The sequence below is a fragment of the Enterobacter sp. DVT3837 genome (assembly GCF_056238685.1).
The window spans coordinates 1,366,125-1,391,196 of record NZ_JBWDLA010000001.1; the positions used below are offsets into that span (position 1 = coordinate 1,366,125).

At 57.2% G+C, this 25,072-nt stretch carries 15 protein-coding genes; 5 read left to right on the forward strand and 10 right to left on the reverse strand.

Annotated elements, in window-relative coordinates; translation table 11 throughout:
* Positions 1-96: 96 nt before the first annotated feature.
* From uraH to AC0XWG_RS06675, 3 genes are all read left to right on the forward strand, one after another.
* A complete protein-coding gene (gene uraH / locus AC0XWG_RS06665) occupies positions 97-507 on the forward strand; it encodes a hydroxyisourate hydrolase (protein ID WP_028017825.1) in 411 nt (136 codons plus the stop codon).
* 101 nt (positions 508-608) lie between these two features.
* A complete protein-coding gene (locus tag AC0XWG_RS06670; protein ID WP_108089309.1) occupies positions 609-1,568 on the forward strand; it encodes a YbgA family protein in 960 nt (319 codons plus the stop codon).
* A gap of 145 nt (positions 1,569-1,713) precedes the next feature.
* On the forward strand, positions 1,714-2,802 hold the full coding sequence (locus AC0XWG_RS06675) for an AAA family ATPase (protein WP_475680491.1): 1,089 nt from the start codon (positions 1,714-1,716) through the stop codon (positions 2,800-2,802).
* A gap of 40 nt (positions 2,803-2,842) precedes the next feature.
* Here the strand turns inward: AC0XWG_RS06675 and AC0XWG_RS06680 are convergent, their stop codons facing one another.
* The 9 genes from AC0XWG_RS06680 to AC0XWG_RS06720 form a co-directional block, all read right to left on the reverse strand.
* Positions 2,843-3,073 carry a hypothetical protein gene (locus AC0XWG_RS06680; RefSeq protein ID WP_028017822.1) on the reverse strand — a complete coding sequence of 77 codons (231 nt, stop codon included), beginning with the start codon at positions 3,071-3,073 and terminating at the stop codon, positions 2,843-2,845.
* Between the two features lie 407 nt (positions 3,074-3,480).
* A protein-coding gene (locus AC0XWG_RS06685; protein ID WP_223216367.1) for an IS1 family transposase occupies positions 3,481-4,178 on the reverse strand; the annotation gives its coding sequence in 2 pieces (ribosomal slippage) (positions 3,481-3,929 and positions 3,929-4,178; 699 coding nt in all).
* 162 nt (positions 4,179-4,340) lie between these two features.
* Complete coding sequence (locus AC0XWG_RS06690; protein ID WP_475680492.1) at positions 4,341-4,967, reverse strand: SMI1/KNR4 family protein; 627 nt, start codon at positions 4,965-4,967, stop codon at positions 4,341-4,343.
* An 8-nt stretch (positions 4,968-4,975) separates the two neighbouring features.
* Complete coding sequence (gene cdiA / locus AC0XWG_RS06695) at positions 4,976-17,110, reverse strand: contact-dependent inhibition toxin CdiA (RefSeq protein WP_475680493.1); 12,135 nt, start codon at positions 17,108-17,110, stop codon at positions 4,976-4,978.
* Positions 17,111-17,124: 14 nt separating this feature from the next.
* Positions 17,125-18,822, reverse strand: a complete 1,698-nt coding sequence (locus tag AC0XWG_RS06700) for a ShlB/FhaC/HecB family hemolysin secretion/activation protein (protein ID WP_475680494.1) — start codon at positions 18,820-18,822, stop codon at positions 17,125-17,127.
* Between the two features lie 182 nt (positions 18,823-19,004).
* Positions 19,005-19,958 carry a GlxA family transcriptional regulator gene (locus tag AC0XWG_RS06705; RefSeq protein ID WP_028017819.1) on the reverse strand — a complete coding sequence of 318 codons (954 nt, stop codon included), beginning with the start codon at positions 19,956-19,958 and terminating at the stop codon, positions 19,005-19,007.
* A 26-nt stretch (positions 19,959-19,984) separates the two neighbouring features.
* Positions 19,985-20,764 (reverse strand): MBL fold metallo-hydrolase, encoded by a 780-nt coding sequence (locus tag AC0XWG_RS06710; RefSeq protein WP_028017818.1) that lies wholly within the window; start codon positions 20,762-20,764, stop codon positions 19,985-19,987.
* A 124-nt stretch (positions 20,765-20,888) separates the two neighbouring features.
* Complete coding sequence (gene nlpA, locus AC0XWG_RS06715; protein ID WP_028017817.1) at positions 20,889-21,689, reverse strand: lipoprotein NlpA; 801 nt, start codon at positions 21,687-21,689, stop codon at positions 20,889-20,891.
* A gap of 138 nt (positions 21,690-21,827) precedes the next feature.
* Entirely contained in the window at positions 21,828-22,247 is a 420-nt protein-coding gene (locus AC0XWG_RS06720) for a GNAT family N-acetyltransferase (RefSeq protein WP_108089304.1), read from the reverse strand.
* Between the two features lie 140 nt (positions 22,248-22,387).
* Here AC0XWG_RS06720 and AC0XWG_RS06725 point away from each other — a divergent pair, with 140 nt between their 5' ends.
* Both AC0XWG_RS06725 and AC0XWG_RS06730 read left to right on the forward strand, forming a co-directional pair.
* A complete protein-coding gene (locus AC0XWG_RS06725; RefSeq protein ID WP_028017815.1) occupies positions 22,388-22,684 on the forward strand; it encodes a YicS family protein in 297 nt (98 codons plus the stop codon).
* Between the two features lie 109 nt (positions 22,685-22,793).
* Positions 22,794-23,699: a DMT family transporter gene (locus AC0XWG_RS06730; RefSeq protein ID WP_028017814.1), complete on the forward strand. Its 906-nt coding sequence runs from the start codon at positions 22,794-22,796 to the stop codon at positions 23,697-23,699.
* A gap of 37 nt (positions 23,700-23,736) precedes the next feature.
* On the opposite strand, the gene nepI is transcribed toward AC0XWG_RS06730, so the two are convergent.
* Positions 23,737-24,927: a purine ribonucleoside efflux pump NepI gene (gene nepI / locus AC0XWG_RS06735; RefSeq protein WP_475680495.1), complete on the reverse strand. Its 1,191-nt coding sequence runs from the start codon at positions 24,925-24,927 to the stop codon at positions 23,737-23,739.
* Between the last annotated feature and the right edge of the window lie 145 nt (positions 24,928-25,072).

A 25,072-nucleotide genomic window follows, 5' to 3' on the forward strand; every position in this document is an offset into this window, starting at 1 on the left:
TTTTCTCCTGTGGGAATCTTCACGAAAAGTTGAATATTTTTTCGCACCGCAGATGCTAACGTTTTCCTGTGACGAATAACCCAACAGGAAAACACCATGAAAAAAACCGCCCCTTTGCTGATGCTGACCACCCTGGCCTTTGCTCCGGCTGTATTTAGTGCCCCTGTCGGCACGCTGAGTGTACACGTTCTTGACCAGCAAACCGGGATGCCGCCATCCGACGTTACCGTCACGCTGGAAAAACAGCAGCAGGACAAATGGACGCAGGTTGCCAGCGGTAAAACCGACCACGACGGACGTATCAAATCGCTTTATCCGCAGGATCAGGATATGCAGCCTGGCGTGTATAAAGTGACCTTCAAAACCGCAGATTACTTCCACGGCAAAAAGCTGGACTCCTTCTTCCCGGAGATCCCGGTGCTGTTTACCGTGACCCGCACCAACGAAAAACTGCACATCCCACTCCTGCTGAGCCAGTACGGTTACTCGACCTACAAGGGAAGTTAATATTCATTGATTTTAAAGGAATATAAAAAATACTTACGCTAATACTTGGACAAATTACGCATGTTGTGTAAGTTTTAAAGGGAGAATGGGAGGACCACACCATGACAAAAAAACCTGTGCTGGGTATTAGCGGATGTTTGACCGGTTCCGCCGTTCGCTTTGACGGCGGGCATAAACGTATGGGTTTTGTCATGGACGAACTGGCCCAGTGGGTAAGCTTCAAGCCGGTCTGCCCTGAAATGGCGATTGGGCTGCCTACGCCACGCCCTGCCATTCGTTTAACGCTGACAGAAAGCTGTGAAACGCAGCTGCGCTTCAGCAAGCCACCTCATGACAATCTCACGCAGAAAATGGCTGACTTTACGACAGATTATCTGTCGAAAATCGGCGATCTGGCGGGGTTCATTGTCTGTGCAAAATCCCCAAGCTGCGGCATGGAACGCGTGCGGCTGTATGACGAAAACGGCAACCGGGGCCGCAAGGAGGGTGTCGGGCTGTTCACCGCCGCGCTCCTTGAAACCTGGCCGTGGCTGCCCGTGGAAGAGGATGGACGGCTGCACGACCCGGTTCTGCGGGAAAACTTTGTCGAACGTGTTTTTGCCCTGCACGAACTGAACACGCTGCGTAGAAATGGCCTCACGCGCCGCGCGCTGCTGGACTTCCACAGCCGTTACAAACTCCAGCTGCTGGCGCACCATCAGGCGGGTTACCGTGAAATCGGCCCGTTCGTTGCCTCGCTGCACGAGTGGGAAGACCTGGACGCCTTCTTCGTGGCGTACCGGGAAAAGCTGATGACCATCCTGAAAAAACCCGCTTCGCGTAAGAATCACACCAACGTGCTGATGCATATTCAGGGGTATTTTCGTAACCAGCTGAACACCCGCCAGCGAGGCGAGCTGCGCGACGTAATCCTGCACTATCGCAACGGACAGTTGCCTATTCTCGCCCCGATAACGCTGCTGAAGCATTACCTGGCCGAATACCCCGACCGGTATCTGATGACGCAAAACTACTTTGATCCCTATCCTGATGATTTGGGTCTGCGTCTGGCAGTCAAGTGATCATAAAAATGCGAAGGCCCCATTGACCCTTAGAGGCCCAAAGCAGTACCCCGTTTAGACGACATCCTCACTGTCGTCTCTTTTTTGCATTTCATCTCAAAGGCTGTGATTATATACAGGCTTATTCTGCGAAAGGGGCCTGCCTGTGATCAACACCCTGCACATTCAAAACTACCGATCCATCCGCGACATGTCGCTGGAGCTGGAGCAGCTCAATATCGTCTTCGGGCCGAACGGCACCGGAAAATCGAATATCTACAAGGCGATACACCTGATGCACAGCGCCGCGCAGGGGCAGTTTTCCCAGGCGCTGGCGAATGAAGGTGGAATTTTGAAAGTATTCTGGGCAGGCAAAACCCGCAGCGACCAGCTGCGGCGGATGAATCTGGCGGTGGAAACAGAGACCTACGAATACGAGCTGCAGGTCGGGTTTGTGGAGAAGCTGCCCTATCCCTCGCAGTTTCAGCTCGATCCGGTGATCAAAGAAGAGTCCATCTGGCTGAGCGGCCAGCACCGTCGTCCTTCGTCACAGCTGATGAAGCGTAAGAACCAGGCAGTGTTTCTGAACAACGTGCATCACGAGAAAGTGACCCACAGCGGCACGCTGTACGAGAACGAATCGGTATTCGGACAGCTCGGCGAACCGCATCTTTACCCGGAAGTTTCGCAGATGCGCGAGTCCCTGCGTAACTGGCGCTTTTATCATGAGTTTTCCGTCTCATCCGGCTCGGCGATGCGGGCTCCGCAGGTCGGTTTCCGCTCCCCGGTGCTCGCCAGCGATGGCTCAAATCTGGCCGCAGCGTTTCAGACCATTGTCGAGATTGGCGACGAGCTGCTGCTGATGCGCATCCTTGACCAGGCCTTCCCCGGCTGCGTGTTTTACAGCGACAACACCGGCGGACGTTTTCGCATGATGATGCAGCGCGAGGGGCTGAGCAGACCACTGGAACCGGCGGAGTTCTCCGACGGCACCCTGCGTTTCCTGTGCCTGGCGGTAGCGCTGTTAAGCCCGCGCCCACCGGCGTTTATCGCGTTGAACGAACCGGAAAACAGCCTGCACCCGCAGATGCTGCCAGCCCTGGCGAGCTTAATCGCCGAAGCCAGCCGCTACTCGCAGATCTGGCTCACCAGCCACTCGCCGGAGCTGGCAAAGTTGATTGAGAAGCAGCGATCGTTTTCGCTGTATCAGCTGTCGATGGTGGAGGGGGAGACGAGGGTGGAGAGGCTGGGGTAAGCCGCATTCTCTTCCTTTGAAGTCCAGTAAAATGAAATTTTCATTTTTTCTCTTTCACCTGCAGGGACTGCCCCCCTCCAATGATGAACCCTGCGCCTACAGAGATTTTGAGCGCAGTAATCAAGTCGCTCCACTTGAAATCAAAATCATTTATGAAGAGATACGAGGCCGCTGCAATCAGCAGACGGCCACCAGCCATAGTGATAAAGAGGCCAGACATCCAGAGTAAGACCAGTAACAAGAAAAGTTTTAATCGCGGATTAATCATCATTTTGAATAATCGTCCATCATTCCTTTCGTAATATTTAGTACTCATCATTGGCCGTACGTCGAGATACGTATAGACCTCTTCTCAGCGCTTACATTGAAGATTGTCTATCTCGACTACCTGACGATTGCCACGATTGATGCAATAACATTTGTACTGGCATCCGTTTAATCTCCAACCATAAAAACCACATGACTGATAATTAATTTAATTACAATCAAAATTCGAGAGGAAAAATCAAACATCAATAAAATAAGTAGACCACACTTTACAACAACCTAACGGTTTTTGCAAAAGCATCTTTTATATTAATATTATTAATTATAGCTCATTAAAAATTGCACTTAGCAAATAATTTCGTACAGTTGGACTTGATATCCATCTAACAAGCTTAGGGTAATGACTCCAACTTACTGATAGTGTTTTATGTTCAGATAATGCCCGATGACCTTGTCATGCAGCTCCACCGATTTTGAGAACGACAGTGACTTCCGTCCCAGCCTTGCCAGATGTTGTCTCAGATTCAGGTTATGCCGCTCAATTCGCTGAGTGTAACGCTTGCTGATTACGTGCAGCTTTCCCTTCAGGCGGGATTCATACAGCGGCCAGCCATCCGTCATCCATACCACGACCTCAAAGGCCGACAGCAGGCTCAGAAGACGCTCCAGTGTGGCCAGAGTGCGTTCACCGAAGACGTGCGCCACAACCGTCCTCCGTATCCTGTCATACGCGTAAAACAGCCAGCGCTGACGTGATTTAGCACCGACGTAGCCCCACTGTTCGTCCATTTCCGCGCAGACGATGACGTCACTGCCCGGCTGTATGCGCGAGGTTACCGACTGCGGCCTGAGTTTTTTAAGTGACGTAAAATCGTGTTGAGGCCAACGCCCATAATGCGGGCGGTTGCCCGGCATCCAACACCATTCATGGCCATATCAATGATTTTCTGGTGCGTACCGGGTTGAGAAGCGGTGTAAGTGAACTGCAGTTGCCATGTTTTACGGCAGTGAGAGCAGAGATAGCGCTGATGTCCGGCAGTACTTTTACCGTTACGCACCACGCCTTCAGTAGCTGAGCAGGAGGGACAACTGATGGAGATGGAAGCCACGGGAGCACCTCAAAAACACCATCGTACACTAAATCAGTAAGTTGGCACCATTACCCAAGCTTAGCGAAATTTCCGGAAAAATTTGATTGAGTGGCTTCTGCTGCCTACACAACTTTATCTTTTCACTCACTGGGTTACAAAATTCCTTTGCATAACAGATATTTATTCATCGCTAATAATTATCTGGATATTGCTACCATCAGGAATATCTCGAACCTGCAATGCAATATTTGCTCTTATTTTCAATGATTCATGTGAGGTACACATGTATAGATTGCTAAGTTCATATAATCCGCCTGCTATAAATGGGATTTTTGGTACTAAACGACATCCTGTAGGAATGGGACCATTAATCAATTGCCATGAATGTGCCAAAGGATAACCAGTTATAACCCTATAATCTGATAGAATTAACTTACTCCACTCATTTATGGTATTAGCTAATTTACCTACATTTGCCGTTTCTGGATCGAAATAATAAACACCATCATCTTTTAAACAAAATTGTCCACCAAAGATATCCTCTGCAAAATACAATGCATCTAAAGCCATATCTTCATAAGCGGAAATCCATAACTCCTTTTCATTCCAGTCCAGCAACCCTATCTCTTTATCTGTCGTTTCATAAGGGAAAACGTGTAATGCTGACTCAAAACCATAAAACCCATTTTTTTCCCTCAACAACTCATCTAATTGAGCTGCGATTGGCGAGTTGAACAATACAGAGCAATCCTTAACCGATTGATTTGATGATAATTCATCACCACTAATAGATAGTAATTTTTTCATAAAAGTACTCATTTCTTAATATCCCCATCTGTCTTTATAGTTACAGATGTACCATCTGGTAAATTTCGGCATTGTGCACCAATACAAGCACCAGCACCACGATTATCAGAAGATGTGATGGGCCTAACCGAAGCGCCGGTGCCACCTTCTTTAAACATTGCCGGCGGATATTCATCTCTATCCATACCTTTCACTGGGGGTGTATCCTTTAATGACTCCCGCCGTCTCTGAGCTGCACCGCCACGATCAATAGTTAAAACAGCTGGCTGCCCTGCAGCCTGAGCATCTTCAATATGCTTAGCAGATTCGGGGTACTTCGATTTATTAATAATTATTACCTTACCTCCGGCCCCCTGGACAATACCATCATCATCTACCACCCCCATTTTCAGAGGATTAATTGGATAAACTTTTAATGGGAAATTGCCGTGTTCTTTCTCAATTTTCTCTTCATCATGGCCAGGACTCAGCGTGTTATTCTCAACCGTCGTCTTGCCCGCCTGAGCCGCCGTTAACGCATTCGCGCTGCTGTCTCCCACCAGCCCGCCAGCCAGGCCAGAAGCCAGTGTCGCCAGCGCAGATACCGTCTGTTTCTCTTCCTCGCTCAGTTCGCTGACCGGTTTGCCAAAACCGTCAACCGCAATCTTACCGGCCAGCTTGTCTACCGCAATTTTACCGACAAGCTCACCCACCGCCGCACCGGCTGCGGCGGACGCCGCATCTCTGCCGGAAGCGGCTGCAAGCGCGGCGTTGACAACCGCATGGGCCAGCACGCGTCCCTTAAGATCCGTATCCGGAATGGCATTCGCGATGGCATTGGCGATATACGGCGCAGAAGCGCCCGCAATCGCGGCTTTAATGTCTCCGCCTGCCAGCGCCTGAACCGCTGCCGTTGCTGCCGTGATGGCCCGCTGGGTGCTCTGCCCCGTACCCATACCAGACTTGTTAAACGCTTCGTTATAGAAGGTCTGGTACATCTGGTCATGAATCGCCTGATCGGTAATCTCTTTACCGTCTTTTTTCAGCTGGCTGATGGCGGCGTTACGCGCATCGCCGCCAGCGGTTTTCATCTTCTCGTTGGCCGCTTCCGTGGCCGCAATCTTGCCGTTGGTGCGCGCAATATCCGCAACCTGATTGCCGATATCGCCAATCATCTGCGCGGTTTGCAGGCGTTTCTGCTCTTTCTCTTTGTTAAAGATCGGGCCGATGCTGCCGTTGGCATGGTCAGTGTCACGGCTGAGCGTGCTGACGTCCTGCTTCTGGTTAGCCTGGTCGCGAACAATGATAGCACCGTCGGCTACCGCTGACTGCGTGGTCCCTTCAGCATGGCCGCTGCCGCCCATTCCTGCCAGCATTGTGCTGGCCATGTTGCTAACCAGATTACCCGCAACCCCGCCGCCAGTACTGAAGCCCACACCCTGATGCTCAACCTTATACTCCGCCTTATTGTTGATGTCCGTAAAGCCCAGCGTGCCGGTCTCAAGGCGGTTTTTGTCTGCATCAGCACGGCTGGCAATCACCGCACCGTCCAGCTGCGTATGGTTGCCAACGTTAATATCAAAGCCGCCTTTGCCTGCGAAGATCCCGGTCTGCTCCTGCACCGAGTCGTAGTTGCTCTTCATCTTATCGCGGCTGACGCTAAAGCTGCCGCTACCGCCGCCCGCTCCCCAGGTGTAGCTTGCACCCGCATTCATGCTCTGCTGTTTGCTGTTGTATTTGTCGCTATCCTGCAGGCTGCTGAGGGTCAGGTCGCGCCCGACATCCGCCGTGACCTTATCGCCGTTGACCTGCGCGCCTTTAAGCACCGTATCGCGGCCGCTGGTCAGGCTGACGTTCTGTCCGGCATCCAGTGTCGTTTCGTTCCAGGAGGTTCCATTGCCTTTTTCGCTGCCTCTGGCGGCGTTTACGCTGGCAGAGACGGTGATGCCCGCGCCATTCGGACCGGCGGTAATACCGATCCCGATTGAGCCACCCTTGCTGGAGTTACTGCCCGTCAGTTTGTTCGTGTCGGCTGCACTCGTCAGGTTGATATCCTGAGCCGCATTGAGCGTCAGATCCTTGCCAGCCTTCAGCTGACTGCCCGCCACGGTAATATCACCGCTGTTGGCCGTTTTTCCCTGACCTGTCGCCGTGATGGCGAGGTTACCCCCGGCATTCAGCGTGCTGCCGGTCGTTTTGTCCTGCTCCGAGTGTGAGGTGGATTTAGAGGACTGTCCGCCAATGGAGGCCATCACGCCAAACGCACCATTGCTAGTGGGGTCGCTGCCGTTAGTCGCTTCAGCGAGACGGTTGGCCTGCACGGCCTGAACACCCGACAGCGCCGCTTTGGTCGCCTGCAGTGCGGCGAGACGTCCATCGCTCTGGTCTTTCACCGCCATTGCCGTACTGGCCGCAGTGTTCACCGCGTCACCCACTGCGCCGGAGAGGGCAATCGTCAGGCCACTGCTTTTCTGCCTGAAGGTTTGATCGCTGGTGAGCCTGTCATGACCCGGCTCGATCGTCACGCTGTCGCCGCTGAGCGCCATATTTTTGCCAGCCACCAGGTCCGCGCCGCCGACATGCAGCTGATTACCGGCGGCAATATCAACGCTCCCCCCCGTCGAACCCACCGTACTGAAGCTCTGACTCTGAGTGGTGCCCTTCTCACGAAGATCCTGGGTGCTTTTACTGCTGCCGATGGTGAAACCAATCCCGCCCGAGCCCATCAGGCCGGATTTTTTCTCTTCCTTAAAGCCCCAGGAGGTGTCGCTGTTCGTGGCTGCCACGATATCGACGTTGTTGCCCGCCTTAAGCTTCACGTCGCCATCGCCCGCCACGGCGGAACCGAACACCTGCAGGTTATTGCCCGCCACCACCTGCACGTTGTCGCCGCTCAGCAATGAGCCGGATTCACGCGTCGCGCTGTTCTCCTCGATAGTGTGGGTGGTTTTCTTGCTCAGGAACCCTTTTTTGGTTTTGGTCTGCTCTTTGTAGTGATAATCGCTTTCGGTTGCGGTATTGAGACTGACGTCGCGGCCCGCCGCCACGCCGATATCGCCCTTCGCCGTCACCTGCGCGGCTTCGGTGGTGACATCTCGTCCGGCAAGGATTTGGGTATTCGCCCCGCTGGCGATCTCGGTTCCCTGCTGGCGTACCGATTCGTTGATGACGGTTTTCTTGCCTGACTTATAGCTGTCGCCCTGCGTGGTCTCTTCCGCCGCCAGATTCACGTCGCGACCCGCCTGCAGCCCTACACTTTTCTCCGCCGCCAGCGCGGCGGCCTGAGCGTTGATATCCTGCCCGGCCTTCAGCACCAGGTTATCGCCTGCGGAAATCGTGGTGCGGTCGAGCCCGGTGCTGTGGGACTCGCTTTTCCCTTTTCGGCTGCTTTCGCTGGTCTGTGCCGCGTTCAGATTGAGATCGTTGCCCGCGCTCAGCCCCACGCTGCCGCCCGCCTTCAGGTCGCTGGCGGTCACGTCAAGATTGTGCCCGGCATTCACCAGCAGGTTGCCGCCCGCGGTGACGTTACTTCCCTGATACGTGACGGACGAACGGCTGGTTTTCGCCCGGCTAGAGCTGAATGCGTCGTTGATCTGATTCGCGTTGACGGCAATATCGCCCCACGCGTTCAGCAGCATATCGCCGCCGGAGGACAGGTTCGCCCCGGTAACGGTGATGTTTTTCCCCGCCTCAAGCGACAGGCCATCCTGCGCGGTAATGGACGCAGTGTTGCCCAGCAGGGTGTCTTTCAGGCCGATCTTGCCGTACTTCCCTCCGGCGTTGATATCAATCTGCTCAACCTGGGTCAGGTTGTTGATGCTGCCGTCCAGGCTCTCCAGCGCGACCGTTTTGCCGCTGATGGTGGAACTGATGTTATTGATATCGCCAATGGCGCTCAGGTTCAGGTCGCCGCCCGCTTTCATCAGGCCGTTGTTGAGGTTGCTGATGCTGTTCTGGCTGTCGAGCGTCAGGCTGTTTTTCGCCAGCAGCGAGCTGCCGCTGTTGGTGATGTCGCCGCCCTTCAGGGTAACGTTGTTACCCGCGATCACGCTGCCGTTATTGACGGTGACGTCCTTCGGCGACAGGTAGAGTTTCGGCACCATCACGGTTTCGCCGTTGACGGTGGCTTTCTCCCACCACAGCAGGCTGTGATCGAGTGCGGCAATCTGATCGGCGGTCAGCGAGACGCCAAACTGCAGGCCCAGCGACTGCTGCGCCGCCGCGGCGTTGTCCATCAGATAGCGCATCTGATCCAGATCGGAGCCGATGCCGTTCAGGTAGCGGTTACCGGTCTGGTTGAGCACCACGTTGGAGACATAGCGGGTATCGAACGCCGCATCGCCGAGGAAGCGGTAATCGTAATCCGGGTTCAGGTTGAGGCGGCCGAGCATGTAAGACGAGCCGAGGAACTGCTTCTCGTCGGTAAACGCCAGCCGCGTCTCCTGCGGCGCCGTGGACGATGGTTTGACCCCGAGCATCGCGTTCAGGTCGGCAAACAGGGCGGGATCAAGCTGTCCGAGACCGTTCAGTTTCGGGTTGATGCTGATCAGATACGGGCTTTTCGGATTGTCGGAGAAAACAAAATAGCCGTTGTTGCCCGACGGCAGCGGGTAAGCGCTGGTATCGACGCGCTGGCCCTGATAATGCCCGACGGTACCGCCCTGAGCGGTTCTGAGATCGGCAGTGGTGACCCCGGCATTCGCCAGCGCGCCCAGCTGGCCGAGGTTCGCGTTGCCTTTCTGCGTGGTGCCAATGTTGCTGAGAGGCGTGCCGGACGCGCCGCCGTTTTCCAGCGCGCCGCCACCGTTAAGCTGCTGCAGCGCCCCCTGAAGCTGATCGTTCCACTGCGGCGAGTTCACCGCCACGGTGCCGGTATTGCTCAGCCCCTGTTTTTGTACGCCGCTGCCGACACTCTGGTTGCTGAGGGTGTTCAGCGACGGGGTGGAGATGACGTTGCTAACGCCGCCCGCGTTCGCAGTGGTATTGGTGTTGCTGATGTTACTGGTGAAGTTTGCTGTGACGTTACCGCCCGCCTGGATGACGGCGCGGTATGCAGCTCCATCAGTAGTAAATTCCGTCTTATGTTCACCTAACCGATAAGGAACATAACTGCGGTATTTTAATTCATCTTCATCCCACCAATACCATTTATTATTACTAAGCTTCTCCAATGGTTGCCAATAATCACTACCACAATCCTGGTAGAACCATTCACAACGATAATTTGCCTCAACATATTCAACTTTACGCCCACCTTCTGCGGAAAGGTTATTTAAAGTTGAACCGGAGAGTGCTATATCCCGTCCTGCAAGGATATTGCTAGCTTTGTTTTCCATTGAGCCAGCATTAATATTAATATCGCGCCCAGCGGCAATGCGAGCCGCACCCCCGTTAGCTGAAACCTGAACGACGGAATCACTAAGAATAAATCGTCTGGTATCTTCGCCAGACAGACGATATTCGATTACATCACGACAGTGTTCATTCATTGCTCCCGTGCAATTTTGCCATGAATGATAAACAACCTGCTCTCCATTGTTCTTCCATTCCTCCAGGCTAATTTCAAAATCCGGCTTATCTTTCACATAATAAACACGGCTCAGATACTTAGACGTGTCGGGTAAAGCATTCGAGTATTTATTTTCATAGCTACTGATATTCAGTCCATCACGTTCATTCAGCAAATGCCCCGTTCTGATCCCAATATCGCCATTCTGCGTCTCAATATTCCCTGACGTATTCACCACCTGGCTGTTGGCATTGCCCGCCGCATCCCGCTGCATCCACAGGTTGTTCCCCGCCATGATGTCGCCGCGCTGGTTGGTGATGCTGTCGGCAAACAGCGCCAGGTTATTCGCCGCGTACAGCAGCGCGGTGTTGACGATGGAACCCGGCGCGCTCAGGGTCAGCGAGCCGCGCGTGCCGGTGAAGCCGTCCACGGTAATATTGCTCCGGCTGGCAACGGTGATGTCACCTCCGCCCTGCACCGAACCCGCGGCGTTCAGCGCCACGCTGCTGCCGGAGAGCGTACTCGAGCTGCCGCCGGTGGTGATTTGTCCGTTGTTGCTGAGCTGCCCGCCCGCGTTCAGGTTCACCGCCTGCCCCTGCAGCACGCTGCGGTTATCGATGTCGCCGCCGCTGTTGATGGTCAGAGTTCTGCCTGCCGCCACGGCGGTTCGGCTGGTAAACGCGTTCGTCAGCTGCAGCGTTAAGTCCCCCAGGGACACCAGCTGGCCGGTAAGGTCCAGCCCCCGGCTCTGCAGCCACAGGTTGCCGCCGCTCAGCAGTTTGCCGCCCGCACTCTGGGTTACCTGGTCCGCGCCAATATTCAGCTGCGTGTTGCCGAGCAGCGTGCCGCTGTTGTTCAGCTGGCTGTAGTTAACCGTCAGCTGTCCCGCCTGGGTGGTGCCCTGGCTGGCGAAGGTGGTGCCGGTAAGGGTGGCGCGATCGGCCACCCACGTGCCGCCGTTGGTGGCGTTTGCCGCATTCAGGATCAGGTCGGTGGCCTGCAGCCAGCCGGTGCCGGTGAACTGCGGCGTGCCGAGCGTCAGGCGCGCACCGGAGAGGAGCCTGCCGTCGTTACGCGCCTGGGAGGAGGCGGTCACGCGCGTCTCGCCGCCGCCCTGGATCAGGCCGTAGTTAAACAGCGTGGGCGTGGTCAGCGTCAGCGCATCGCGGCTGACGATTTCGCCCCCGCTATTGTTGGTCAGCGTCCCGCTTAGGGCCAGCGTCGCGCCGTTATCGCCCTGCAGACGTCCGTTGTTGGTGAGCGCCCCGGTGGTGATGCCGAGCGTGCCCCCCTGCATTTTGCCGTCGCTGGTGACGGAGGCCGCCGCGACGTTCAGCGCCCCGCCGGACAGCAGGGTGCCGCCAGACTGCTGGCTGACCGCGCCGGTCTGGCTGAGGGTCAGGCCATTCACGCCGCTGATGGCGCCGCTGTTGCTGAGCGTGCCGCCTGTCAGCGTCAGGTTTTTCGCCGCCCACTGCCCCTGGTTCGCCAGCGTTGCGGCCTGCAGCGTTGCCGCACCCAGCGCGGTGATCCTGCTGCCTGCGGTTCCGGTGAGCGTATCGGTCAGCGTCATCTGCAGCGCGTCGGCGCTCTGCACCGCGCCGCTGTTGGTGAGCGACCGGGCGTTAAGCAGGATGTTCTGTGCCTGCCAGCTGCCGGCGTTGGTCACTGCCCCGGACGCAATCGTCAGAGTACCCTGGGTGAGAAGCTTACCGCCTGCGTCGTTGATCAGCTCCTGCTGCGGCGCGGCCATCGCCATGCGCGCCATCAGCCGCTGCTGCCCCTGAACGGTCAGGCTCTGCAGACCGGTTAAGGTGCCCTGGTTGTTAATGCTGCTCTGACGCAGCGCGAGGGTGTTCCCCTGCACGGTGCCGCTGTTTTTAAGCGTGCTGCCGCCGAGCGTCACATCGCCCTCGCTGAGGAGTTGCCCGCGGTTATCCAGCGTCTGTGCGGAGATATCCGCCCTGCCCTGGCTCATCAGCGAGCCGGTTGAGGTCAGCGTGCCGCCGGTCGTGGCCGTCAGCGTTCCCTGGCTGAGCAGAGACCCGCCGTGCGTCCAGTCGCTGGCGCTGATGTCCGCGCCGTTCCCCTGCAGCGTGCCCTGCGTGGTCAGATGGCCTGCATCCAGCGTCAGCATGCCGCCGGAGAGGGTGCGCGAGGTCGCGCCCGTGGTCAGCGTGGTGCCGGTGAGCGCCAGACCGTTCGTTCCCTGCATCAGCCCGCCGTTGTTCATATCGCGGGCAGTGAGGGACAGCGTACCGCCCGTGATGCGCCCCGGGTTCGCCAGGGTGTCCGCGGTGAAGGTGGTCGTGCCGCCGCTCTGCAGCAGCCCGGTATTGGTTAACGCCCCACTGAGCGTGCCGCTGAGTCCCGTCTGCCCGTTTACCGTGCCGCTGTTGGTGAGGGCGGTGCCGGTCATGCCCAACGTGGCGCCCTGCAGCGTACCGGCGTTCGTCAGCTGTCCGCCGGTCAGCGTGAAGCCGCCGCCGGAGAGCCATTTACCGTTCAGCTCGTTGATAAAGCGGTCGGCGGTGACGTTAACCGCGTTGCTGCCCTGCATCAGGCCGCTGTTGCGCAGCTCAGTACCGCCTGCTGTCAGCGTTTTGCCCGCCACCGTGCCGCTGCTGGTCAGCGTCGTTGCGTTAAGTGCAGCATCTTCGGTGGCAACGATGTTCCCCGTATTGGTCAGGGCCTTGCTCAGGCCCAAATCCAGGCTCTGCGCCTGAATATCGCCCCGGTTCGTCAGGTCGCTGCCCCGCAGGGTGAACCCGCCGTTCACCAGCAGCAGACCAGCGTTATCGAGCGTGTCGAGGGATAAATCCAGAGGGCTGCCGCTCACCAGTTGCCCGGTGGCGCCGTTGCTCAGCGCGCGGGTGGTCAGCGCCAGCGTGTCGTTGCCCTGAAGAATCCCGGTGTTGTTCAGCTGCGCAGCCTTCACCGTGAGGGCTTTCCCGGCCAGCTGGCCGTCGTTGAACAGCTGCGCCGCCGTCAGCGTAAACAGGTTCTGGCTGAGCAGTGCACCTGTGTTATCCAGCCTGCCGGTCGTGGAAAGGGTCAGGCCGTCCAGCGTCTGAACGCTGCCCTGGTTATTCAGGCTCCCTGCCTCAAGCGTCGCGCTGCGCGCCTGAAGGCTGCCCGCGTTGCTGAGGGTTTGTCCGCTCAGGGTCAGGGTTTCGCCTCCCGTCACCTGCCCCTGAGCCTGGTTCGCGAAGGTGTTCCCGGACCAGGCCAGCGTGCTGCTGCCCTGAAGCAGGCCGCTGTTCTGCAGGTCACCCCGCAGGGTCAGCACTTTCGCCAGCAGCTGGCCACGGTTATCGCTACTGCCAGCCTGGACGTCCAGCGCCAGCTGGCTGAGCACCTTACCGCTGTTGGTCAGCATGCCGGTCACCGCCGCCGTCACGCCCGTTTCCCCCAGCGCGTTACCGGTATTAATCCACTCGCCGGTAGCGAGGTTCAGGGTGTTGCCCTGCAGCAGCCCGGCGTTGTTCAGGGTGGTGTGGTGCAGGTCGAGCGCGCCGCCGGAGAGTAGCATGCCCGCCTGCTGGTTGCTGAGCTGTGCCCCTGTCGCCGTCAGGGAATGTGTCCCCTGCAGCGTGCCGTCGTTGGTCACCGACGCGCTGTTAAACTGCGCGTCGGTACCGGCCATCAGCCCGCTGTTCGTCAGGCTGGCGGCGGTCAGCGTCAGGCCGTCCCGGGCAATCACCCGCCCGTCGGCATCGTTGCTGGCCTGGCGGGTCAGGTTCAGCAGCAGCGCGGTGGCGCTGAGCTCGCCGCTGTTGCCAAGCGTTTCACCGCCGAGCGTCAGCGTTCCGCTGCTGCGCAGCGCGCCACGGTTAGTGAGGTCTGTTACGCCGAGCGTCAGCGCCAAGTCCCCCTCGACGGTGCCCTGGTTCTGCAGGCTGTCCGCCGTGATGTGCAGGTCGCTGGCCGCAATATTGCCCGCATTAGTAAACGCAGTGCCGTTCAGGGTGAGCCGGTCGTCCGCCAGCAGGCGTCCGGTATCGGTGTTGGTCAGGCTGAGGTAGTCGCTGCTCAGGCTGACGCCGTTGATTTCGCCCTGGTTTGTCAGCGTGTCGCCCCGGAGGCGCAGCGCGCCGTCGGTGGTGATAAGCCCGCTGTTAGCCAGCGTTGGGACGTTCAGCGTTAAATCCTGCGTGCTGTAGACCGATCCGCCCGCGAGGTTTGTGAGTAACCCGGTCTTCAGGCCGAGCAGGGTGGTCCCCTGCAGCAGCCCGCTGTTCTCCACCGCCGCACCGTCCAGCGCCAGCGTACCGGCAACCAGCGTACCGCTGTTGGTGATGCGTTCAGGAGCCGTCAGGGTCATGCGGTCCGCTTTTGCGACGCCGGACTGGAGGATGTTCTGTCCGCTGAGCGCGATGGCGCTGGCGGTAAGCTCTCCGCCGCTGTTCAGGTCGCCGGTCGCGTTAAAACTCAGCGCGTTACCGGTGGATTTCCCGGTATGCGCAATCGCGCCCGCCGTCACCGACAGGGCGCCCTTCGCCGCCTGCGTGCCGTTCAGCGCGGCATTCTGCGCCTGCAGAGTGAGCCCCTGCCCGCTCTGCAGATGCGCATCCTGGCCAGTGGTCAGGTCGCCGGTACTGACGGTGACTGCCCCCGCCGCGTCCGTCTGCCCGTTCAGGCTGGCGCTGCGGGTCGCGGTAATCTGTACGTTACCCTGGCTGGTGGTATGGGACGCCTGACCGCTGGTCAGAGTACCGGCCTGCGCCGTCAGCGCCGTCGCGCCGGAAAGGGTGCCATTCTGTTCAAGCGCGTCTGCCGTCACGCTCATCGCGCCGTCAGCCAGCAGGCTGCCGCCGTTACGCAGGGTCTGCTGCACCGTGACGTTTGCATTGCCTTTCGCGCTCAGCGTGCCCCGCTGCTCCAGGGTTCCGGCGCTTAACGCCAGGTTGCCGACACTCTGCAAGGTGCCGCTATTGGTAACCGTCTGCCCCTTCAGGGTGACGTCATTACCCTGCACCGTGCCGCCGTTTGTCAGCTCTCCTGCGTTCACGTCAAGGTGGCCTTTCGCCGCCAGCTGGCCGCTGTTGGACACACTGTTGCCGGAGAGCGCAATGTCGCGCCCTGCATTCACCTGCCCCTGGCTACTGACGGTGCTGCCCGTCAGGCGGACATCGCCCGTGGCATCGGCCCGGCTCTGGCCGTCCATCACCAGCTGTCCGCCGCTCAGGGCCAGACTCTCCCCTGCCGAGACCGCACTGGCCGTGGATGTCAGCGTACCGCCGCTGCTGAGCGTCGCGCGGGTATCGCTACCGCTGCGGGTATTCGTCAGCGTGATATCTTTCCCGGCCGCCACGCTGAGCGCGCCTTTGCTGGTGACGCTGCCGCCGCGCTGCGTCAGGCTGCCGTCGGTGGACAGCGTAGTGTCGGCCTGACCCGTCAGCGTTGCATCCGCAAGCGCCATTCCCTGTTTGCTCGTGACGGTTAGCGCCCCACCCTGTGCCGACACGCCGCCGCCGTTGACGATCAGGGTATCTTTACTGTCCAGCGTCGCCGCGCTGCGGGAGACCAGGGAGGTATTGCTGAGCGTCATCCCCTGCCCGCTGCTCACCGACAGCGCGCCCGCGCTGTTTGTCCCGCCGCCCGTCGTCTGCACTTTCCCCGCAGCGGAAAGGCGCATATCGCCCTGGCTGGCGAGCGTGCTGTTATTGAGTTCCACATCCTGCGAGCTGGTTACATTCAGCGCGCCCCCGGCCTGATGGCTGCCGTTGAGGACCACTCCCGCGCCATTCGCGGTAATCGAGCCGCTGGCCAGGCTGTTGGTGACCGTCAGTTTCCCGCCCGCGTCCAGCTGAATATCGCCCTGGCGCGCGGTGAGGTTGCCGAGGTTCACCCCCACGCCCGTCTCGCTGGAGACCAGGCGGATACGGTTGGCATACATCCCGCCGAGCGCGCCGGTATCCACGGCCACCACGGGCGCGGCGCCCTCACCGGCAATCGGTTTGACGCTGCCGTCTGCGCCCACGCGGTTCGCCCCTGCCGTTACCGTCAGGTCGTTCGCATGTATCGCGGCGTTCACTTCCGTCGCGCGCGCAATCAGCGTCAGCGCGTCACTTTTACTGGCATCCAGCCCCTGGCCTTCAACCGTGATGGCGCCTTTCGTCACCTCCAGCGCCTGCAGGTTACCGCTGGCGTCGAACTGCGGTTTCCCCGTGGTCAGGGTGACGTTCGGGGTGTTGATAAATCCGCACCCGTTACAGGTGATGCCGTACGGGTTGGCCACCATGACGTTTGCCGCCTTGCCGGCGACTTCCGTATAGCCCTGCAGTTGGGAGCGGTTTGCCCCCGTGACTTCGTTGATGATGCCTTTCGCTTCCCGCCCGGCCTGCAGGTTGGGGTTGTTCTGGATAAGCCCGCCGAGTTGGGTCTGGGTTAAACGGTCCGTACCGTTGTTGAGGATAAGCCCCTCTTTGCCGACGTTATACTCACCGAACTGGTTATGCGAAATACCCGCCCCGTTCGGCGTAGCAATGTTGACGACCGGCACCCCGTTCCCCGCCCGATCGACCGTGGTTTGCCCGGTCGGCGTAAGCGCCGCCGCGACGGCAGGTGCCATCGGCTGCCAGACCATCAGGCCGCAGACAATCCAGCTGATCAGACGCTGCGAGAAACGAACGGGTGGGTGACGGGTATCCATAGTCGTAGAGTCTCTTAAAGCATGAAGGCAATGCGCCAGTTAACGCTCACATGATCCGGGCCGAGCCAGTCGGGATAGTGCAACGGCGTACCGACCGAAATCTGGCTGCTGTACCAGCGCCCTGCGCTGCTCAGCCCCACCGAACCACCCCATAACGTGCCGGAGGCAAAGCGGTCCTGACGGTCTTTTTCCAGCCAGCCGCCGTCAACGGCGAGCGTTGCGCTCACCGCACCAAGCACCGGGAGGGTGAAGAGGGAATACCCCAGCTCGTTACGCCAGTAGCCGCCGTTGTCCCCGGACAGGTACTGCTCTTTAAAACCGCGCACGGAGCTTTCACCGCCGAGCGTCAGGCGCTCGGAGCCGTAAAGGCGGTCGGGCGACCACTGGCCGTAGGCGCTGGTCAGCCACCAGGCGTTACGGGTAATCGGCCGCTGGAAGCTGGCGTTCAGGCTCCATTTGCGGAATTCAGCGCGCGGCATATCCCCGGACTTATCTTCGTCGGTTTCGGCATTGAACCACGGCATACCGTGGCTCCAGGTCGGGTTGAAGGTCGCCACACCGCCCAGCATTTTTTGCGTGTGGGTAATTCCCAGGACCAGGCTGGAGAGGTTACGCGTGCTGCTCTGAAGCGGCGCGTCGTTAAGCCAGTTGCGGCTGGAGCGCTGAACCACGCCTGCCGCAATGCCGGTTTTGACATCCCCGTTGCGGAAGACCACCCATGACGCGTTAACGCGGTGGGTTTTGGTATCGCCCGTGGAGAGCCAGTTGAACCCCTGGTTACTGATGGTGGTCCGGTAGTTACTCCAGGCGTAGCTGTAGTCCAGTAATCCGTAACCAAACGGCACGCTGACGCCCGCCTGGAAATTCTGCGCATCGTACGCGCTGGCAAAATCACTGCTGCGCCCGCCGCTGACAAACCATTTATCCGCCAGCCCCAGCATATTATTGGCGGTGAGCACGCCACTCAGCTGATCTTCCCCGGTACTCTTCTGCCCGCTATTATCCAGGCTTACGGATGCACTTAAGGGAAATTCCGGTTTTGCCGTGAGATTAACGATGGAATATCCGGCCTGCGTCCCCGGAAGAATTTCGATCTGAACCGGTTCGGTGCGCAAACGGTTAATTTGCTCCATGCCCTGTTCGATGTCGCGTAAATTAAGAATGCCCCCCACCCGTCCCGGAAAAGCCATTTTCAGCATGCGCGGCGTTTCGCCTTCCAGACGGATCGCTTCCAGCCGGCCTTCCAGCACAACAATATCCAGCTGGCCGCCGGAGAGATCCTGCTCGGTAAGAAAAGCGCGGCTGGTGATATATCCCCGGCTGATATACCAGTCAGAAATATGGGCGAGAAGTTCCGTTATTTTCGCCATATCCAGACACCGCCCCTGCCACGGTGCGACAAGGGTCTGACGGGTTTTCGGGGAGATTAAGGTCGCACCGGAAAGGGTAATGGTATGAATGGTGAAACAGGGCCCGGATCCGGTAACAGGTAGCGGTCTGGCAGGCGCGGGGCGAGGAATACTGCGCTCCAGTTCTTCACGCTGTTGCTGGTTTTGTAATAAAAGCTGCTGCTGTTGCTGTTGAATGGAGTCGCGATCGGCTGGCGACAGCGGCGCAGCATTTGCGCTCGCTAAAAAAAACACAGCTAATAAGATAGCAGCAGCATAATTTACTAATGAAATTATTCTATTGTTTATTCCGGAGCTATTCATCCATGCCACAAAAATGTTCGAAATTATTATTTTAGTAATATAAGAGTATTCCTAAAGTGAGTATATGTAATTTACGTTAGGGAACCTAAAATAAATCTTTCTTTCAGAAAAGTGAGAAGGGTATTAAGAATAAATACGAAATGATTTAACTAACCCTTAAATCTTGAGTAAGCCCTAATACACTAGCAGTGAAGACGGAAGGTTTTTCGCCATTCCGCCGGGCTGACCCCAAAACGCGCTTTAAACTGCTGGCGATACGTCACCGCCGACACAAATCCCACCTGTTCTGCCACGCGTTCAATCGGTATATTTCCGGCTTCCAGTAATATCTGACTGCGTCGCAACCGTTCCGCAGTTAGCCAGTCGGCGACGCTCATCCCCGTAGCGTTAATAAAATGGCGAGTCAGGGTGCGGCGGCTCATGGAAACCACCTCCGCCAGCGAGTCCAGATTATGCGGCTCGGTAATGTGCTGCTGGAGATAATCGATCAGGCAGTTAATCCGCGCATCGCGGGTGTCTTTTGGCACCGGCTGGGCAATAAACTGCGCCTGTCCGCCTTCACGGTGCGGCGGCACAATCATCCGCCGGGCAATCTGGTTCGCGACCACGCTGCCAAAGCGCTGGCGGATAATGTACAAACAACAATCCAGCGCAGCGGCGGTGCCCGCTGAAGTGATGATGTTGTCGTCATCCACGTAGAGGGCGTTGATATCCAACTGAACGTTCGGGAAAAGCAACTGGAACTGGTGCTCAAACTCCCAGTGCGTGGCCGCACGTTTGCCGTCGAGAATGCCCGCATAGGCCAGCACAAATGATCCCAGACAAAGCCCGACGATTTCCGCGCCGTTGTCTCTTGCCTGCGCCAGGCTGTCGAGCAGCACCTGAGGCGGGCGTTCAAGGACATGCTGCCAGTAGGGAACGACAACAATATCGGCCTGACCAATAGCGGTGTAGTCCTGCGTGGCGTTGAGGGCAAATCCGTCTTTTGAGGTGAGAAAACCCGGCGTTTCGGCGCAGATCGTCACGTTAAAGCGCTTTTCACCGGATACCGTATCACCAAACAGAATGCAGGGAACGGAGTAGTGGAACGGGCTAAACCCGTCCACCGCAACAATCGCGACGTTTACTGGCGGCATCTGTCTCTCCCTTCCCCTTTAAACACTCAGAATATAACGCTTTCGCCATCCTGTGGAATGCTCAGCGCATCACTGAACTGGTTGGCTTCGGCGTACTCACGCAGTGCGTGGCGGGTTAACAGGCAGTGGTTGATCGCCTCCATATGGACCGCCACAATCTGTGCCTGCGGCAGCAGGAAATGGACGTTCAGCACGTCCTGCTCGCCCATGATAATCGGCCCGAAACCCAGCACATGCGCGTAACCGGCATTCAGTACTACCACATCCGGCTGGTGTTTTTGCAGATCGGTCGCCACCTCTTCGCGCCAGATGGTATCGCCTGCGATGTACAGCGTCTTCTCATCAGGATGGCGCAACACCACACCGCAGGCTTCGCCCAGACGTTCTGCCAGCTCTGGCACCGCATAAGCACGATCGGTACCGTGCTGGCCACCGTGGGTCTTCGTGATGCGGATATCGCCAAAGCGAGTCTCTTCGGTCATCACCGTCAGGTGGGTAAACCCCTGGGTGCGCAGCAACGCGGCGTCGCTGTCGTTTTGCACATAGACCGGTTTGTCTTTGGCGATCAGCTCAATGGCCGTTTGATCCCAGTGATCGTCATGGGTGTGGGTGACAATCACGGCATCGGCATCCAGCAGCGTTTTTACGTCAACGGGCAGGTCGACCATCGGGTTGCGAATGTCTGCACGCGCCGTGCCCGGAAAACCGGGATACGCGCCTTTTGGTGCCAGCATTGGGTCAATTAATAAACGTTTTCCGGCGTAGGTAATCAGCTGAGTGGCATTGCGAATTTGGGTGATGTTCATAGGGTATCCTCCGGTTGGTGTGATAAGGAGAATAGCCAGAGGGGCAGTTTTGCGATGTGGGCTAAAGGGCGATGATCGATGGAATCGGGCCAATAGGAAAAGGCGGGTTTCCCCGCCAGCGTGCTTACCAGCCTGGTACCGCCCCACCGTTAAAGATCGTCTCCGCCGCTTTCGCCACCTCAGGTGACTGATACGACTGAATAAACTCCTTCACGTTTTCTGCGTCTTTGTTGTCTTCACGCGTCACCACAATGTTCACGTACGGTGAATCTTTGTCTTCGATAAATACGCCGTCATGCACCGGCGACAGCCCGGTTTGCTGGAGATAGGTGGTGCTGATGATGGCAACATCAACTTTCGGGTCATCCAGCACGCGCGGCAGCTGCGCCCCTTCCAGCTCCATAATTTTCAGGTTTTTGGGATTTGCCGTGATATCCAGCGCCGTCGGCAGCAGGCCAACGTCTGGCTTGAGGGTAATCAGCTTCTCTTTTTGCAGCAGCAACAGCGCGCGGCCGAGGTTAGTCGGGTCGTTCGGAATAGCAATGGTCGCGCCATCTTTCAGATCGGACACGGATTTGATCTTGCGGGAATACCCGGCCATCGGGAAAACAAAGGTGTTCGCCACGGCGACCAGTTTGTAGCCGTGCGCCTTGTTATCTTCTTCAAGGAATGGGCGATGCTGGAAGACGTTGGCATCCAGTTCACCGTGGTTGGTGGCATCGTTGGGCAGCAGCGATCCGCTGAAGCCCACCAGCTCCACATCCAGGCCATATTTCTCTTTCGCCACCTTTTTGGCAACTTCCGCCACGTCTTGTTCGGCGCCATTGATGACGCCCACTTTAATGTGCTTAACATCATTGCCACTTTGGTCACAGCCCGCCAGCAGCAGGCCGGTCAGAAGAAGCACACCCAATCGGAGTTTCACGATACAGTTCCTTTTGATAAACGTTTTGATGACTATATCGACAACGCGGCGATGAGCTAAAAACCGAAAAAGAATCAATAAGAAGGATAAGTTATATGCGGTCGATTGCCGGGCTTATCCTGCCTACAGATTCAGGATTTAAAGCGCTTTCGCCAGATAATGTCGCTGCATGCCAGGATAAGGATAATCCTGCAAAGACATCTGTAGCTGGTACCCCTGTTTTTCATAGAACGGGCGCGCCTGGAAGCTGGCGGTGTCGACGAGCGCATGTTTACAGCCGTTGCGTCTGGCTTCCTCTTCGGCCGATTTAATGATCTGGCTACCCACACCGGAACCCCGCACGGTATCGCTGACCCAGAGAAAGTCGATATTCAGCCAGTCGCCTTTACGTACGCCAATTAATCCGCCCAGCATCACGCCATTTTCATCTCGCATGTAAACGCCAATTTCACCGCTAAAATTCGATAGATCGAGAAACTGCCCGTTATAGGCTCTCAGCCCCGTCAGTAACTCCTCTTTCTCTTGCGTGGTGACTGTATCAGTAATGCTCAGGTGCATATTTTTCTCCTTATTTTTCTGTGCCGTTTCACTATCTCACACACTCATCCTGGAGAAAATTCATACTTTCGACTGGAGTCGCTACACTGAATGTAACGATATATTTCATAGGAAGCATGTGACTTCTAAAGGGGGTTTTGATGAAAGCTGCGCACCTGGTCTGCCTGCTGGTTTGTCTGCTCTTCGCCGCGTTTGTCCATGCACAGGAAAAGGACGACCCGGCGAAAGAGGCACAAATAAAGCAGCAGGTCCTTAAAGATATTAAGAAAACCTGTACGCCACAGAAAAAGCAGAGCGATAAAGCCTGGCAGGAGATGATTTTGTCGTCCGAGGCCAATCAACTCCTGATCAAAAACGCCATTACCGCCGTGAAGCGCGACAATCTGGACGCCTACTGGGCTGCGATTGGTCAGGTGGATTGTATGGAAGATTATTAAGTACGCCGCTACGTTTCCCATGACGAGTCTGGTTTAGGGCTCCTGGCTGCACGCCACAGGCAATCGACCCATGTTATGCTGGGAAAAAACCAACATAACAGGGGAGAACATGGGTTCCACACGTAAAGGGATGCTGAACGTCCTGATCGCCGCCGTTTTATGGGGAAGCTCAGGAGTTTGCGCGCAGTACATCATGGAGAAAAGCCATATTTCTTCGCCTTATCTGACCATGGTTCGCCTGCTGTTTACCGGCGTGATCCTGCTTACGCTTTCCTTTGTTCACGGCGACAAGATTTTCTCGGTCATCAAAAATCGAAAAGATGCCCTCAGCCTGCTGATTTTCTCGCTGGTTGGCGCGCTCACCGTGCAGCTTACTTTCCTGCTGACGATTGAAAAATCCAACGCAGCAACCGCCACCGTGCTGCAATTCCTGTCGCCGACCATCATCGTGGCGTGGTTTGCGCTGGCGCGGAAAAAGCGCCCTGGTGTGTTTGTCTTATCTGCGATAATGACGTCGCTTGTCGGCACGTTCCTGCTGGTGACGCATGGCGATCCAACCTCACTTTCTATTTCGCCTGCGGCGCTGTTCTTCGGGATCGCTTCCGCCTTTGCCGCCGCGTTTTATACCACTTACCCGTCAACGCTGATCGCCCGCTACGGCACGCTGCCGATTGTTGGCTGGAGTATGTTGATTGCCGGGGTAATGCTGACTCCGTTCTACGCCGGGCGCGGGACAACGTTTGTCATTGATGGCAGCCTGCTGCTGGCGTTCTTCTACCTGGTGGTGATCGGTACCGCGCTGACGTTCAGCCTGTACCTGAAAGGTGCGCAGATGATTGGCGGGCCAAAGGCGAGCATTCTGAGCTGCGCCGAGCCGCTGAGCAGCGCGCTATTGTCGGTTATCCTGCTGGGCGTGGCGTTCACCCTGCCGGACTGGCTGGGCACGCTGTTGATTGTGTCGTCGGTAGTGCTGATTTCGATGGATTCGAGAAGACGGGTTCAGACATCGGCGTAGCCAGATTCCCTCTCCCACGGGGAGAGGGAGAAAACCACTACTTCGCTTTAACCTTACCCGCCACCAGCAGCGCCGTCAGCAGCATCAGCGTACCGGAAATCACCAGCGGTGACGTCAACCCCAGATGGTCGAGCGCAACACCGCCGATGGCAGCACCGCAGGTGTTCGCCAGCTGGATCACCGCCACCTGAATGGAACCGGCTTTTTCCGCCTGATCGGCCAGTGAGCGGGTGATCCACGTTGACCAGCCCACCGGCACCAGCGCAAAGGCAAAGCCCCAGATAATGGCAATCGCCGACGCCACCCATTTATCGCTACCCCACAGCACCAGAACCGTGGCACTGATAGCCAGCACCAGCGGTGCGCCCGCCAGCGCCACTTTCAGGGAGCGTTTCAGGAACTGGGACGAGAGTGAGGTGCCCACAAAACTGGCGATACCGAAACTCAACAGCACCAGCGTCAGGCCATCCACGTCAAAGCCCGCCATGGTCATAAACACCGGGCGGATGTAGGTGAAGAAGGCAAACTGCCCGGCGAAAGACATAAAGATAGCAGTCATCCCCGCCAGCACACCCGGGCGCTTCAGCAGGCTGAACATGTTCTGTTTATGATGCGCGGCTTCACCGGGCAGGGACGGCAGTGCTTTCCACACCCAGATAATGCACAGAAAACCCATTACCGCCGCCGCATTAAACACGTTTCGCCAGCCGATAATCCCACCAAGGAAACTGCCCAGCGGCGCGGCGATCACCAGAGCAATAGAAACGGCACCAAAGATAACGGACAACGCTTTTGGCACCGTGCGCGCGGGCACCAGGCGCATAGTGAGGGATGCTGACATCGCCCAGAAACCGCCCAAGCCTAAACCCAGACAGGCACGGCCGAGCAGCAGCAAAGTGAAGTTTTCAGCAAACGAGACCAGCAGGCAGGAGAGCGTCAGCAGCACGCTAAACAGAATAACCACTTTGCGGCGGTCAATGGTACCAATCACCTGGGTGATAAACAGGCTGGCGAACATCGCCACAAAGGCAGTTACGGTAACAGACTGTCCCGCCACACCTTCGGAAATGCCCAGATCCTGCGCCATGGGCGTCAGCAGGCTGACCGGTAAAAACTCAACGGTAATCAGGCAGGCGACGCAGAATGCCACGGAGAAAACCGCCGACCAGTTCGGGCGTGAAACCTCTTTGGTCTGCGGTCTGGTCGTGGGCTGGATATGTTCTGTCATGGCGTCACCTGAAGATAAAAACGTGCGGAAAAGTCGCGCAGTTTATCATCAAAAGTGTGACGAATTTAACGATTTGACAACTTTTGTCGTTTTTAATTTTCCGGGAGGCAGATCGGCGGGAACTGATACCTGGTAATGACTCCAA